The sequence below is a fragment of the Methanoregula sp. genome (genome assembly GCF_035543475.1).
Lineage (GTDB): Archaea > Halobacteriota > Methanomicrobia > Methanomicrobiales > Methanospirillaceae > Methanoregula.
In genome coordinates, this window is sequence record NZ_DATKKA010000004.1 from 107652 (window position 1) to 121171 (window position 13520).

Here is a 13520-nt window from a genome sequence, read left to right on the forward strand (position 1 = left end):
TTTTGATGGACACCTTCGAACGGGTTACCCGGAACACCGTTGAGATCGTCACCGAAGATGACCTTCGCGCTCTTCTCGCGAAGCCGGTAAAAAAAGTGTATGCAGGGTACGAGCCAAGCGGCGAGATCCATCTCGGCCACCTGGTCACGGTAAACAAACTGGTCGATCTCCAGGCAGCAGGCTTCGAGGTCACGGTCCTCTTGGCCGACCTGCATGCGTTCCTTAACCGGAAAGGAACCATGGAAAAGGTCGGGGAACTCGCCGAGTATAACCGCCGCTGCTTCGAGGGGCTCGGCCTGAAAAACGTCCGCTATGTCCTCGGCTCCGATCTCCAGCTCAACCGCGAGTACGAGCTGCTTGTCCACCAGCTCTCCCAGCAGATCACCCTTGCCCGGGCAACCCGGAGCATGGACGAGGTGGGCCGGCATATGGACCACCCGACCGTCTCGCAGATGGTCTACCCGATCATGCAGATGGCCGATATTGCAATGCTTGGCGTCGATGCAGCAGTCGGCGGGATTGACCAGCGGAAGATCCACATGCTGGCACGCGAGCATCTCCCGAACTTCAATTATCCTGCCCCGGTCTGCATCCACACACCCATCCTGAATGGCCTTGACGGGAAGAAGATGTCCTCTTCACAAGGGAATTATATCTCAGTCGCTGACAGCGAGGACGAGATCCGGAAAAAATGCCAGAAGGCCTTCTGCCCGCCGGAGATTGCAGAGAACCCGGTCCTCCAGATCTTCCAGCACCACATCTTCCCCCGCCTGCCTGCGATCACCATAAAACGGCCAGAGAAGTTCGGTGGCGACCGGACCTTTGCCTCGTATGCTGAGCTCGAAGCCGCATATGCCAAGAAGGAGATCCACCCGCTCGATCTCAAGAAGGCCTGCGGCGAGGGGCTGGTTACCATCCTTGCCCCGGTGCGCGAGTATATCCGCTGAAGGACAGATGGGTTATACGTACCAGTAGTATTCGGGGAATTGCCCGTGAGAATCGAAAAGAAGGAGGAAACATTCGATCAGCGCATTGCCGAGATGGGGATCCGGATCAAGGATGCGGACACCTTCAAGGTCAGCGAGAATGTCTTTGATGAGGTAACCCTCCTTGCCCTTTACAAGCTTGTTCACAAAAAATGGCTCTCCGCGATCGGTGGTTCTATCAGTACCGGCAAAGAGGCAAACGTCTTTCTGGGTGACCTGGGCGACACGGCCGTTGCGATCAAAATATACCGGATCCAGTCTGCGAATTTCACCACGATGAGCTCCTATATTCTGGGAGACCGCCGGTTTGCCAATGTCAAAAAATCCAGAAAAGAGCTCGTCTTTGCCTGGACAAAAAAAGAGTATTCAAACCTCGCACGGGCTAAAGAGGCAGGACTTCCTGTCCCGGAGCCTCTGGTCTTTGACCGGAACATCCTGGTGATGTCCTTTTTGGGCGAGGATGAGCGGCCGTATCCTCAGCTGAGGTACGTGGATCTCGACGATCCCGCGCTCGTTTACGAATCAGTAGTTTCCATGATCGATACCCTGTACAAGGGGGCAGAGCTCGTGCATGGGGACCTGAGCGAGTTCAATATATTGTACCATGACCAACCATATCTCATCGATATGGGGCAATCGGTCACCCGCGATCACCCGCGTGCCCTCCAGTTCCTGATGCGGGACATCCGTAACGTGAACCGGTTCTTTGCAAAAAAAGGGTGCGAGATCAAGACAGAGTATGAGATCTTCAACGCGGTGACCGGCCTCAGTGTATCGCAGCCATGAATCCCGGGCAGCACTTCTGGAAAATATCTCCAGTCATTCTGATAAAAAGACAGGAACATCCACATAAGAGGGTTACAGGACAATGATTCAGGAATTAAAAATTGCACAGAGCAGGGTGGGAGTTCTCATCGGGAAAGGCGGTTCGACAAAAAAAGAGCTCGAATCAAAGACCAATACTGCCATCTCCATCGACAGCAAAGAGGGACAGGTGAAAGTGGAGGCCGCCGAGGAGAATGCCATTCCCCTGCTGAGGGCGGTCGAGATCATCAATGCCATCAATGCCGGGTTCTCCCCCGAACGCGCTTTCGAGATGATCGAGGATGAGGATCTCCTCCTCGACATTATCGATCTCTCCCGCACGGCAGATAATCCCCGGCAGCTTGACCGGGTCCGCGGGAGGATCATCGGAAAGGACGGCCGTGCCCGCGAGCAGATCGAGAATATGACCGATGTGGATATCTCCGTCTTTGGCCATACCGTGGCCCTTATCGGGTACCCCGAACAGATGAAGGTCGCACGGGCAGCCATCGATATGCTCATCGAGGGGGTCCCCCACGAGAACGTCTTTGCATTCCTCGACAAGAAAAAGAAAGAGGCCAAGCAGGACATGATCAGTTACTACTACTGATCGAACCTCCCCTCTGCTCCCGCTTTTTTATGCAGTCCCCTCAGCACCCCCCGATGCAGATAACGGATCTTGCCATACCCGATACTCTCAGGCGACAGTACCAAGAACACGGGATTGTCGAGCTCTATCCCCCACAGGCTGCCTGCGTTGAAATGGGACTTCTGGACGGTAAGAATCTCCTTGTTGCGATCCCGACCGCAAGCGGAAAGACGCTGATCGCGGAGATGGCGATGCACCGGCACATCGCCGCCGGGGGAAAATGCCTGTATATTGTCCCCTTAAAGGCCCTTGCCTCGGAAAAATACGAGGAGTTTAACGGGAAGGGTGTGCGGGTCGGTATCTCGACCGGTGATCTTGACCGGCGGGACGATGGCTTGGGCAGGAATGATATCATCGTGGCCACGAGCGAGAAAGTGGACTCGCTCCTGCGGAACAGCGCACGCTGGATACCCGAGATCACCCTTCTTGTTGTGGATGAGGTCCACCTGATCGATTCGCCGGACCGGGGACCGACCCTCGAGATGGTCATCGCCAAGATGCGGTACCGAAACCCGGCCATGCAGGTGATCGGCCTTTCAGCAACCATCGGCAATCCGAAGATGCTTGCCGGGTGGCTCGACGGCGAGATGGTCACGAGCTCCTGGCGGCCGGTAGACCTGCGCCAGGGGGTCTTCTACGATAACCGGATCCAGTTCAGGGAGGGGGCTCGCCCCGTCAAGCAGGTCTCCAAGAACTACGATGATCTCAATCTCTGCCTCGACACCATTGCCGAGGGGGGGCAGTGCCTTGTCTTTGTCTCCTCGCGCCGGAACGCCGAAGCATTTGCAAAACGGGCCGCAGCCGCGATAAAGAGCGAAGCTGCACCTCTCGCTGCCTGTGCAGAGCGCCTGCTTGCCGGGACCCCGACCGAGATGATAAAGACGCTCTCTGCCTGCGTGGCAAAAGGCGCCGCCTTCCACCACGCTGGCCTTGCCCGGAACGAGCGTAGCATCGTGGAAGAGGCGTTTCGCAAGGGCTGGCTCAAGTGCATCTCGTCCACGCCAACCCTTGCTGCCGGCCTTAACCTACCCGCCCGCCGGGTTATCATCCGCGACTACCTCCGGTTCTCCGCGGGGGAGGGAATGCAGCCGATCCCGGTCAGCGAGTACCGGCAGATGGCAGGACGGGCCGGGAGGCCCCGGCTCGATCCTTACGGCGAAGCTGTCCTGATCGCAAAGGACCCCGAGCAGGTTCCGGAGCTCTTCGACGTGTATATTGACGCCGAAGCGGAGGATGTCCATTCGCGTCTGGCTGAGCCGACCGCACTTTATACCCATGTCCTCTCGCTTGTTGCCTCGGGGTTTGTACAGACAAGGAGCGAGCTCTCAGCATTCATGAACCGCTCGTATTATGTCCATGAGCACCGGCAGGGCAGGCTCATGCACCGCGCGGTGGATACCGCCCTCGAATTCCTGATTGCAGCGGAGATGGTCCTGGATATCGGTGAGCACCTTGGCGCTACCGAGCTTGGCGCCCTTGTATCACGGATGTATATCGACCCGAGGAGTGCTTCCCTCATTGTCGCGACCCTCCGGGAGAACACCGCATACTCGGATACCGGCCTGCTCCAGCTCATCTGCAGCACGCCGGATATGCCCACGCTCTATGCAAGAAATGCGGACCTCCCCGCACTCTCGCGGATGCTGGAGGCAAAAGCCGGAGAACTCTGGCTTCCGCTGCCGGCAGATGAGGAGGGGGCGGAGCACTTTTACCGGGGCGTCAAGACCGCGATGCTCCTTTCAGACTGGATGGATGAACTTGCCGAAGAAAAGATCTGCGAACGGTACGCAGTCGGACCCGGCGATGTCTATGGCATGGTTGAGAACATCAACTGGCTTCTCCATGCCACGACCCAGCTGGCCCGGATATTTGCCCCGGTGTTTTACCCCCAGATTGCCGAATGCGAGATCTGCATGAAGAACGGCATCCGGCGCGAGCTCCTGCCGCTGATCCGGCTCCGGGGCATCGGGAGGGTGCGTGCCCGCCGGCTCTTCAACAACGGTATTACGTCACCTGAAGAGATCCTCATGCACGACAAAGAGGAGCTGGTAAAGATCCTGGGTGCGGGTATCGCGGAACAGATTCTTGAACAGCTCCGGCCAAAAAGAAGATCTGCAGGAGAGGTGGCTGAGGATAGCGAAAACACCGCCGCACGGGGTCAGTCCACCCTGTTTCATTTCGGGTGAGCGATGAGCGGAGAAGAATTGAGCTGTACAATCCGGTATGCGGAAGCCTGTGTCCGGGACCCGGCGGTTTTTCTTGAAAAGGTGCGGGAAATTGCCGACAGGATGGATTCGCGTATTGTCTGTTTTGATGCAGACAAACTGGCCGGGGAGAAACATGCAGAGGTTGCACTCCGTCAAGCATACCGGTCCTTCTGTTCGGGAGAGGCCATCTCCAATTCATTTGAGATGGAGGCCCTGCTCTATGCTGCAGGCAGCCGGCAGTGCAGCGTTGCGGTCTCTTTTGGCCTTCATGGGGGAGAGAACCGGTTGTACGTCTGTTGCTGCCCGGCGCCGGCCGGGATCTGGGACCGGCTGGCAGGCATCCTCCATTTTTGCGGAGAACCGGATGAGGGGATTACCCCCGCAAAAGCTGCCCGGCTTATGGATCTCTTCGGGATCTCTCCGGCAGAGATTGCTGCAGCGGGTACAGGGCGACTCCAGGATCTTGTGCTGGAACGGGTCGCTCTCCTTGAAGTGAACAAATAAAACTGGCTTCCGGCTCGTTCCTCTGCTGCAGAAATCCCCGGGAAAACGGATCTATCTGTTCGCGTGTGAAAGGATGTGTACGATCTCCGGAACAATGAGTGATTTGGTGGCCAGGGTCACAGCACCGGTCGATCCGGGGATGCAGAATACCACGGCTCCTTTTATCGTTCCGGCAACAGCCCGGGAGAGCATCATTGAGGTTCCAATCTCTTCGTAGCTCTTCATCCGGAAGAGCTCCCCGAATCCATCTATTCTTTTCTCAAGAAGGGGCGATACTGCCTCAATGGTACAATCGTCATGGGTCAGCCCGGTACCGCCATCAACGATGATACAGTTGCAGGTTCTGAGGGCAAGATCAAGCTCGGCCCGGATGGCATCGATACGGTCGGGTATGACCGCATAGTGCCGTACAGGGATGTTGGCTTCGGAAAGGATTGTCTGGATTGTATTTCCGCTGGTGTCTGTTTCTCTGGTCCGGGTCGTTGAGACGGTAATAACCCCTGCTGAGACCGGAATCGGCTGGAGATGTTCCTGCTTCATGGTATGTTCTCTTAGACCTCTCTGCTGATAACTTGAAGGTTGGATTCTCCCTGGATTGCCTGTTTTTATTTTCTTTTTTATAAAAAAAGGGGCCACCCCATCACTTCCAGTGGAGATCTTCTTCAATTATCCACGAGCTTCTTCCTGAAATTTCCCAATCTGCCGGAGTGGGATTGGTCTTATGGAGCACTCAAACCGAAATTAATTTCGATTGATTTAAATAGATTTAGAAGCATACAATAGTTGACTATTTTTCTTTATTTAATTTTAATATCAACAGGTCATTTCTTTCAGGTTCCACACGAAACAAAGGGGTCTCTCCCTGACAACACAACGAGATTTGAGAAAAAGAAGAACCGGGAGCAGATTGTAACCCGTTTAACTCAAAATGAAGAAAAATATTAAAAGCAAAATCCCTTCGGTTGGAAAGATATCAACAAATAATCAGATTTAAACAGCATTTCCACAGGAAGCAGGGGGGTATATAAAGGGGAATAAATCGAGTATTTTTTAATCTCTCCCCGCTAAGACTCAGCTCCACGAGTCATCATGCCAGAACCTGTAGATCCCTCAACCGGTTTATTTATCAAATACTTATCAAACAACCGGATCTTCCGTGACCGGGAAGTCCTCCGGCATTCTTACCGGCCTCAGATCCTGCCTCACCGTCAACCCCAGATCGATACCATCGCCTCTATTCTTGCCCCGTCACTCAGAAATGAAACTCCCTCAAATATCCTGATCTACGGAAAAACGGGAACAGGAAAGACTGCCAGTGTCAGGTACGTTGGCACCGAGCTGGAAAAAGCCAGCAGCACCATGGGGACCACCTGTCGTATTGTCCACCTCAACTGTGAAGTGATCGACACGCAGTACCGGGTCCTCGCCCAGATCGCAAAGTGTATCGACGGGGTTGAGGAAGCATCAAGCGATAAGACCCGGACACACATCCCGATGACCGGGTGGCCGACCGACCAGGTGTACGCGGAGTTAAAGAACCAGCTCGAGGCCGGTGGCGGCGTGCTCGTGATCGTCCTTGACGAGATCGATAAGCTGGTAAAAAAGAGCGGAGATGACACGCTCTATAACCTGACCCGGATCAACTCCGACCTGAAGAACTCCAAGGTGAGCATCATCGGGATCTCCAATGATCTCAGCTTCAAGGACTTCCTCGATCCCCGTGTTCTCTCCTCTCTCTCGGAAGAAGAGATCGTGTTCCCCCCCTACAATGCACCCCAGCTGGTCGATATCCTGACCCAGCGGGCTGCCGGGGCATTCCTTGACGGGGCCATCGCCGAAGGGGTGATCCCACTCTGTGCCGCCCTTGCCGCTCAGGAGCATGGCGATGCACGACGGGCTCTCGATCTGCTCCGGATCTCAGGAGAACTTGCGGACCGGGACGAATCAAAGCAGCTGACTGAGGTCCACGTCAAGCAGGCCCAGGCAAAGATCGAGACGGACAGCATGATTGAATGCATAGCCACCCTCCCCACCCAGAGTAAGCTGATCCTCTTCTCCATGCTGACGCTGGAGCAGCTGGGACAGAACATCTTCACGAGCGGGGAGGTTTCGCGTGTGTACCAGGATATTGCACCCTCGATACAGCTCGATATCCTCACCCACCGCCGGATCACGGACCTGATATCGGAGCTTAACATGCTGGGGGTCATCAACACCCGGGTCGTGAGCAGGGGAAGGTACGGGCGCACAAAAGAGATGTGGTTTGATGCCAATACCAGCAAGATCCGCGAGGTTGTCCTCAAGGATCCGAGGCTGAACGGTCTCAAAGATCTTGATATAAATCAGATGGAAGCCAAATGGTTAAAAACGTGGTTCAGGTGACGTGTGATGGATGACAAGGATCTTGAACTCCTCCGGATTCTTGAGGAGAACAGCCGGCTGTCTGCGCAGGAAATCGGATCGATGATTAATCTTATCCCGGTCGAGGTGGAATCCCGGATCCATGCCCTTGAGGAGAGCCGGATCATCCGCAAGTACACCACGGTGATCAACTGGGAGAAGGCCGGGAACGGGGAAGTCTCGGCCATCATTGAGCTCAAGGTGAGCCCCGAGCGCGATTTCGGGTACGACCGGATTGCGGAAAGGCTCTCCCGGTTCCGGCAGGTACGTACCCTGCGGCTGATCACCGGGACGTACGATCTCCAGGTAATGGTGAGCGGGAAGAACATGCAGGAGGTCTCCCGTTTTGTCTCCGAGCATGTTGCACCGATGGACCGTATCCGCGAGACGGCCACCCATATAGTCATGAAATCCTATAAGGAGAACGGTAATACGCTCTTTGAGCAGCAGGAAGCAGAACGCCTTCCCTATTCCTTCTGAGGTGGTCGGATGCGAACGTTTGTCTCTGACCGCGCCCGGGAGATTCCCCCGTCGGGAATCCGGAAATTTTTTGATCTTGCGCTCACCATGAGCGATGTCATCTCCTTAGGAGTTGGCGAACCCGATTTCCGGACACCATGGAACATCTGCGAAGCCGGCATCTATTCGATTGAGCAAGGTACGACCTCGTATACCCCGAACCGGGGCCTCCAGTCCCTTCGTGATGCTCTTTCAGCCCACCTCGCCAGCCGGTACCAGCTCCGGTATTCGGCCAGTGAAGAGATGATCATTACCTCCGGCGTATCGGAAGGGCTTGACATCGCGATTCGCGCCATCGTCAATCCCGGGGATGAGGTACTGATCGCCGAGCCCAGTTACGTATCCTACGCCCCCTGCGTCGCTCTCGCCGGAGGCATACCAGTTCCGGTCGAGTGTACAGAAAAGGATCATTTCCGGCTCAACCCGGACAAGCTCCAGGAAAAAATCACCCCGAAGACCAAGGCACTGATCATCAACTTCCCGAACAACCCGACCGGGGCCATCATGAAAAAGGAGGACCTCGGACCCATCGCTGACATTGTCACCGACCGGGACCTGATGCTGATGAGCGACGAGGTCTACTCGGAGCTCACGTACGAAGCCCCCCATGTGGCTGCAGCAACCATAAAAGACCTCTGGGAACGGACGATCACGCTCAACGGGTTCTCCAAATCCTATGCGATGACCGGCTGGCGGGTGGGATTCCTCTGTGCACCCAAAGAGATCTGCGATGCGGCGCTCAAGATCCACCAGTACGTCATGCTCTGTGCTCCCGTTATGGGGCAGATCGGGGCGCTCGAGGCGCTGCGTTCGGCGGAAGATGAGAAGGTCGGGATGGTCAACGAGTACCGTCTCCGGCGTAACATGTTTGTCGCGGGCCTCAACCGGATCGGTCTCTCCTGCCATGTGCCCGAGGGGGCGTTTTATGCGTTCCCCTCTGTAAAAGGGACCGGGCTTTCCGACGTTGAATTTGCCGAGCGCCTGCTCCGGGAGCAACGGGTTGCCGTAGTGCCCGGCAGCGTTTTTGGTGCCGGAGGGGACTATCACCTCCGCTGTGCCTATGCAGTTTCCCGAAAGGAGCTGACCGAGGCACTGGGCCGGATGGAGACGTTCGTAAACGGCCTGTAACCGGTCACCACCATCGGGCGGATCACACCCTTTCATAACGGCAGACATCCTTGAAAATTCCCTTTATTACTTCAGGGCAGACTTTATTGCCCACACCGGCGTACACTACATGATATTCCAATGAGCTGTACAATTATCGTAGGTGGCTTTTTTGGGGATGAGGGGAAGGGCAAGGTTGTTGCCCACATCGCTCATGCAGATGAACCCGTTATCATCTCCCGGGGCGGTGTCGGCCCGAACGCCGGGCATACAGTGCAGGTTGGCGACCATGAATATGGCGTGCGGATGGTGCCGTCAGGTTTTGTCTATAAAAAGGCCAAACTCTGCATAGGAAGCGGCGTACTGGTCGATCCCCGGGTCCTCAAGCACGAGGTCGAGATGCTGGGTGTCAAGGGCCGCGTTTTTGTGGACAAGCGCTGCGGTATTATCACCGAGGATCATATCGCCCGGGACAAGGGCAGTGCCCACCTTGCAAAGAAGATCGGGAGCACCGGCTCCGGCTGCGGACCGGCCAATGCCGACCGGGTCATGCGGCTCTCCCCCCAGGCAAAAGATGTGCCGGAGCTCGCTGAGTACCTGCTCGATGTCCCCAAGGCCATTGACGATGCCTTAAAAGGCGGAAACAGGGTCCTCCTCGAGGGTACGCAGGGCTTTGGGATCTCCCTCTATTACGGGACCTACCCGTTTGTGACAAGCAAGGATACGTCAGCCTCCCAGATCGCTGCAGATAACGGTGTCGGGCCGACAAAGATCGACGATGTGATCGTGGTCTTCAAGGCGTACCCGACCCGGGTGGGCGAAGGCCCGTTCTCCACCGAGATGTCCTCAGAGAAGTCGGATGCGATGGGTATCCAGGAGTTCGGCACAGTCACTCACCGCAAGCGCCGCATCGGTGGCTGGGACGGCGATATGGCCCGGTATTCGGCCATGATCAACGGCTGCACCCAGGCAGCGATCACCGGCATCGACCGCGTGGACAAGGACTGTTTCGGGATTACCGAGTACAGCAAGCTCTCCAAAAAGGCACGGGAATTCCTCAAGATGGCTGAGGACGATATCGGCTGTCCTGTCACCCTCATCTCCACCGGACCCGAGATGTCCCAGATCATCGATATCAGGAAAGAGTACGCATGAAACGTTCGCTCATGGAGATCCTGTGCTGCCCGGTCTGCAAAGGGGATCTCACGCTCCGTGTCGATGCAGAGGATGAAAAGGAGATCCTTGAGGGAAGCCTGCACTGCGGCGCCTGTAACGTGGATTATCCCATCACCGGGGGAATCCCCAACCTCCTTCCACCTGCCACACGATAAGTACGGTGAAACGATGCTCCCCACTCTGCCTTTCGGGATTCTTGCGGCCGCGGAGGAGCCGGAAGCAGAGGGGATAACGACCGAGATCCTCCTTAACCGCACAGGTATCAACACCATCGATCTGCCCCGCGGGAATGCACTGGTCGAGTGCGGGGGGATCCTGAAGATCCGGTTCCGGAACCGGGGCGCTCCGATCCATATTACGGCCACGACGTCCAATGCCGGCATGTTTACCGACTTTTTCCACGAGAACATGTACGTGATCGACGAGGTGGTGCTGGGCGTGCCGCTCCGTAAGGAGTGCTCCCCCGGATTTTTCGATATCGATATCATTGCCGGCTACGGCGCAATGAAGGCAACCCTGCGGGTAGAGGTTATCGTCCGGCCCTCCCGCGAGGAACTCATGGAAAAAGAGGCCCCGGTCCAACCCGAGGCCCACGGGCGACCCCACCTCCTGATGGTGGCGATGGCAATCGGCCTTGCTCTCTATTGCACGTGGTATTATACCCGGATTGAGATCTTTAATCTCGCCGCATTCATCACACTTATTGTCGGCGCATTGTACGTATGGTACCGTCAGACCTGATCCTCGCCAGCGCAGTCCTCGTCCTTGCGCTTGTGGTCGACCGGGCGATCAGCGATCCGCAATCACCTTACCACCCGGTTGCCCTGCTGGGCCGGTTTATCGGGTGGTGGGGACGACCCACATTGTACCCCTCCTGGCTCCAGCGTGCAGCTGGAACGATCTTCTGGCTGGCCACCGTTGTCATCTTCACCCTTCCCTTCCTCCTCTTCGGGAACTATGCCCCGTGGCTGGTCTTTTTGATCGGGGCACCGTTCCTGCTGAAATGCTGTTTTGCCTGGCGGTCGCTTGAAGAGCATGCGCTGGGTGTGATCGCTGCTCTTGAACGAGGGGCGGATGCGGGTCGTGAACAGGTGAAACTGATGGTCTCCCGGGAAACTGCACGCCTCAGTCCCGAGCATATCCGGTCGGCCGCGTACGAATCTGTGACCGAGAACCTGACCGACAGCATCGTATCGCCTCTTTTTTATTTCGCGCTTCTTGCCCCGGCCGGACTCGGGCTTGCCGGGGCTGCTGCCTTCCGTGCAGCAAACACCATGGACGCAATGCTCGGGTACCGGGACGAACGGGCCCGGCTCGGCTGGTGTTCGGCCCGGATGGACGATATCCTCAACTACATCCCGGCCCGGATTACGGCCCTTTTTCTGCTTGCCTACTTTGTCACCACCGGTACCGCGGGCCGTGCCTGGAACGTGATGCGCCGGGACGGGAGGAAACGCCCGGGCTTCAATGGGGGGATCGTGATGGCCGCCATGGCCGGGGGGTGCGGGATCCGGTTTGAGAAGCCGGGCGTCTATACGATGGGGGATGGCGAACGGTCCCTTGAGGAGGGCGGGCCGGCGATCATCCGTGCGGTCAGGGCAGTGACCGTGGCGTTTGCGGCAACTGCTGCCGGCACACTTATTTTATTGGCATGGCTGATCCATAGTACTGGCATATGAAACTGGAAGAACTGAGATTTGGCACCGAGCTCCTCAAGCGCGGCTTTGCATCCATGCAGAAGGGGGGCGTGATCATGGATGTCGTCAATGCCGAGCAGGCAAGGATTGCCGAGGCAGCCGGGGCCGTCGCAGTCATGTCGCTGGAACGGGTGCCGTCGGATATCCGGAAACAGGGTGGCGTAGCCCGTATGGCCGATCCCGAGAAGGTCACGGAGATCATCGAAGCGGTCTCGATCCCGGTGATGGGTAAGGTCCGGATCGGCCACTTTGTCGAAGCACAGGTGCTCGAAGTGCTTGGCGTTGATATGATCGATGAGAGCGAAGTCCTGACACCTGCCGATGAGGAATACCATATCGACAAGAAACGGTTCAAGGTCCCGTTTGTCTGCGGGGCGCGGAACCTGGGCGAGGCGCTGCGCCGGGTGAACGAGGGTGCCGCGATGATCCGGACTAAGGGCGAGGCCGGGACAGGAAATGTTGTTGAAGCGGTCAGGCACATGCGGGCGATCATGGGAGAGATCCGCAAGGTGCAGGGAATGGACGAGCAGGAGCGGATCAGCTATGCCCGGTCCATCGAGGCTCCCGCCGAACTGGTCATGGAGTGCGCACAGCGCGGCCGTCTCCCGGTTGTGAACTTCTCTGCCGGCGGTATTGCCACCCCCTCGGATGCCGCGATGATGATGCAGCTCGGAGCTGATGGAGTCTTTGTCGGGTCCGGGATCTTCAAGTCCTCGAACCCCGAGATGATGGCAAAGGCCATTGTAGAAGCGGTCAACCACTACAACGATGCCCAAGTGATCGCACGGGTGAGCAGGGGCCTTGGCGATGCGATGCCGGGCCTGGATGTCCATACCCTCAGGTCCGACGAGGTGTTGCAGACCCGTGGGCGGTAAGTCCGTCACCGTTGGTGTGCTTGCGCTTCAGGGAAACGTGAGCGAACATATCGATGCGTTTGCTGCGGTATTCCGCCAGCGGGGCTGCGGCGAGGCATCTTCGGTGATCGAAGTCAGGAGCCCGGCTGATCTTTCCGGTTGCGCAGCGCTTGCGATTCCGGGCGGGGAGTCCACGACCATATCCCGGCTGATCGACAAGAACGGCCTCTATGAACCGATCCGGACATTCCCCGGTGGGATTTTTGCCACCTGTGCCGGCATGGTGCTGATGGCGACCCATGTAGCCGATCCCCGGGTCCATACCCTCGGGCTTATGGACATGACCGTGGACCGGAACGCGTTTGGCCGTCAGAGGGAGTCGTTCGAGGCCGACATCCCGGTTGCCGGGCTTAATGGAGGCCCCTTCCACGCGATTTTTATCCGGGCCCCGGTAGTAACATCTGCCGGATCCGGCGTACGGGTGCTTGCGGCTCTCGATCAGGGTATCGTTGCGGTGGAGAAGGGCCGGCACATGGCCCTCGCCTTCCACCCGGAGCTCGGTGGAGATCTCCGGCTCCATGAACGGTTTTTGCGGAACCTGGGGATCTGATCTCATA

At 57.1% G+C, this 13520-nt stretch carries 15 protein-coding genes; 14 read left to right on the forward strand and 1 reads right to left on the reverse strand.

Annotated elements, in window-relative coordinates:
- Positions 1 to 5: 5 nt before the first annotated feature.
- The 5 genes from VMS83_RS00945 to cgi121 all read left to right on the forward strand — a co-directional run bounded on the left by VMS83_RS00945 (position 6) and on the right by cgi121 (position 5150).
- Positions 6 to 947 carry a tyrosine--tRNA ligase gene (locus VMS83_RS00945; RefSeq protein WP_325408949.1) on the forward strand — a complete coding sequence of 314 codons (942 nt, stop codon included), beginning with the start codon at positions 6 to 8 and terminating at the stop codon, positions 945 to 947.
- 45 nt (positions 948 to 992) lie between these two features.
- The gene (locus VMS83_RS00950) at positions 993 to 1772 is read left to right on the forward strand and encodes a serine protein kinase RIO (protein WP_325408951.1); all 780 of its coding nucleotides are present in this window, start codon (positions 993 to 995) and stop codon (positions 1770 to 1772) included.
- Positions 1773 to 1854: 82 nt separating this feature from the next.
- Positions 1855 to 2400 (forward strand): KH domain-containing protein, encoded by a 546-nt coding sequence (locus tag VMS83_RS00955; protein ID WP_325408953.1) that lies wholly within the window; start codon positions 1855 to 1857, stop codon positions 2398 to 2400.
- A gap of 53 nt (positions 2401 to 2453) precedes the next feature.
- Positions 2454 to 4625, forward strand: a complete 2172-nt coding sequence (locus VMS83_RS00960; RefSeq protein WP_325408955.1) for an ATP-dependent DNA helicase — start codon at positions 2454 to 2456, stop codon at positions 4623 to 4625.
- Between the two features lie 18 nt (positions 4626 to 4643).
- Positions 4644 to 5150, forward strand: coding sequence for a KEOPS complex subunit Cgi121 (gene cgi121 / locus VMS83_RS00965; RefSeq protein ID WP_325408956.1), 507 nt, complete (start codon positions 4644 to 4646; stop codon positions 5148 to 5150).
- 51 nt (positions 5151 to 5201) lie between these two features.
- On the opposite strand, the gene VMS83_RS00970 is transcribed toward cgi121, so the two are convergent.
- A complete protein-coding gene (locus VMS83_RS00970; RefSeq protein WP_325408957.1) occupies positions 5202 to 5690 on the reverse strand; it encodes a MogA/MoaB family molybdenum cofactor biosynthesis protein in 489 nt (162 codons plus the stop codon).
- Between the two features lie 549 nt (positions 5691 to 6239).
- Between VMS83_RS00970 and VMS83_RS00975 the strand changes: the two genes are divergently transcribed.
- The 9 genes from VMS83_RS00975 to pdxT all read left to right on the forward strand — a co-directional run bounded on the left by VMS83_RS00975 (position 6240) and on the right by pdxT (position 13513).
- Complete coding sequence (locus VMS83_RS00975; protein WP_325408958.1) at positions 6240 to 7532, forward strand: ORC1-type DNA replication protein; 1293 nt, start codon at positions 6240 to 6242, stop codon at positions 7530 to 7532.
- Between the two features lie 6 nt (positions 7533 to 7538).
- Complete coding sequence (locus VMS83_RS00980; RefSeq protein WP_325408960.1) at positions 7539 to 8030, forward strand: Lrp/AsnC family transcriptional regulator; 492 nt, start codon at positions 7539 to 7541, stop codon at positions 8028 to 8030.
- A gap of 9 nt (positions 8031 to 8039) precedes the next feature.
- On the forward strand, positions 8040 to 9197 hold the full coding sequence (locus VMS83_RS00985; RefSeq protein WP_325408962.1) for an aminotransferase class I/II-fold pyridoxal phosphate-dependent enzyme: 1158 nt from the start codon (positions 8040 to 8042) through the stop codon (positions 9195 to 9197).
- A gap of 120 nt (positions 9198 to 9317) precedes the next feature.
- On the forward strand, positions 9318 to 10331 hold the full coding sequence (locus tag VMS83_RS00990) for an adenylosuccinate synthetase (protein ID WP_325408964.1): 1014 nt from the start codon (positions 9318 to 9320) through the stop codon (positions 10329 to 10331).
- Entirely contained in the window at positions 10328 to 10507 is a 180-nt protein-coding gene (locus VMS83_RS00995; protein ID WP_325408966.1) for a methytransferase partner Trm112, read from the forward strand. Before VMS83_RS00990 ends, VMS83_RS00995 begins: the two co-directional genes overlap by 4 nt.
- Before the next feature lie 13 nt (positions 10508 to 10520).
- Positions 10521 to 11093 (forward strand): hypothetical protein, encoded by a 573-nt coding sequence (locus tag VMS83_RS01000; protein ID WP_325408968.1) that lies wholly within the window; start codon positions 10521 to 10523, stop codon positions 11091 to 11093.
- Positions 11075 to 12031, forward strand: coding sequence for an adenosylcobinamide-phosphate synthase CbiB (gene cbiB / locus VMS83_RS01005; RefSeq protein ID WP_325408970.1), 957 nt, complete (start codon positions 11075 to 11077; stop codon positions 12029 to 12031). The genes VMS83_RS01000 and cbiB overlap by 19 nt, the downstream gene beginning before the upstream one ends.
- Positions 12028 to 12924 (forward strand): pyridoxal 5'-phosphate synthase lyase subunit PdxS, encoded by an 897-nt coding sequence (pdxS, locus tag VMS83_RS01010; RefSeq protein WP_325408972.1) that lies wholly within the window; start codon positions 12028 to 12030, stop codon positions 12922 to 12924. Before cbiB ends, pdxS begins: the two co-directional genes overlap by 4 nt.
- Complete coding sequence (pdxT, locus tag VMS83_RS01015; RefSeq protein WP_325408974.1) at positions 12875 to 13513, forward strand: pyridoxal 5'-phosphate synthase glutaminase subunit PdxT; 639 nt, start codon at positions 12875 to 12877, stop codon at positions 13511 to 13513. Before pdxS ends, pdxT begins: the two co-directional genes overlap by 50 nt.
- Positions 13514 to 13520 lie beyond the last annotated feature (7 nt).

Excerpts from the sequence above, each read along its gene's own strand:
- VMS83_RS00945 (WP_325408949.1), top strand. The coding sequence starts at position 6 with ATGGACACCTTCGAACGGGTTACCCGGAACACCGTTGAGATCGTCACC.
- VMS83_RS00955 (WP_325408953.1), top strand. The coding sequence starts at position 1,855 with ATGATTCAGGAATTAAAAATTGCACAGAGCAGGGTGGGAGTTCTCATC.
- VMS83_RS00960 (WP_325408955.1), top strand. The coding sequence starts at position 2,454 with ATGCAGATAACGGATCTTGCCATACCCGATACTCTCAGGCGACAGTAC.
- VMS83_RS00970 (WP_325408957.1), bottom strand. The coding sequence starts at position 5,690 with ATGAAGCAGGAACATCTCCAGCCGATTCCGGTCTCAGCAGGGGTTATT.
- VMS83_RS00975 (WP_325408958.1), top strand. The coding sequence starts at position 6,240 with ATGCCAGAACCTGTAGATCCCTCAACCGGTTTATTTATCAAATACTTA.
- VMS83_RS00980 (WP_325408960.1), top strand. The coding sequence starts at position 7,539 with ATGGATGACAAGGATCTTGAACTCCTCCGGATTCTTGAGGAGAACAGC.
- VMS83_RS00985 (WP_325408962.1), top strand. The coding sequence starts at position 8,040 with ATGCGAACGTTTGTCTCTGACCGCGCCCGGGAGATTCCCCCGTCGGGA.
- VMS83_RS00990 (WP_325408964.1), top strand. The coding sequence starts at position 9,318 with ATGAGCTGTACAATTATCGTAGGTGGCTTTTTTGGGGATGAGGGGAAG.
- VMS83_RS00995 (WP_325408966.1), top strand. The coding sequence starts at position 10,328 with ATGAAACGTTCGCTCATGGAGATCCTGTGCTGCCCGGTCTGCAAAGGG.
- VMS83_RS01000 (WP_325408968.1), top strand. The coding sequence starts at position 10,521 with ATGCTCCCCACTCTGCCTTTCGGGATTCTTGCGGCCGCGGAGGAGCCG.
- cbiB (WP_325408970.1), top strand. The coding sequence starts at position 11,075 with ATGGTACCGTCAGACCTGATCCTCGCCAGCGCAGTCCTCGTCCTTGCG.
- pdxS (WP_325408972.1), top strand. The coding sequence starts at position 12,028 with ATGAAACTGGAAGAACTGAGATTTGGCACCGAGCTCCTCAAGCGCGGC.
- pdxT (WP_325408974.1), top strand. The coding sequence starts at position 12,875 with ATGTCCATACCCTCAGGTCCGACGAGGTGTTGCAGACCCGTGGGCGGT.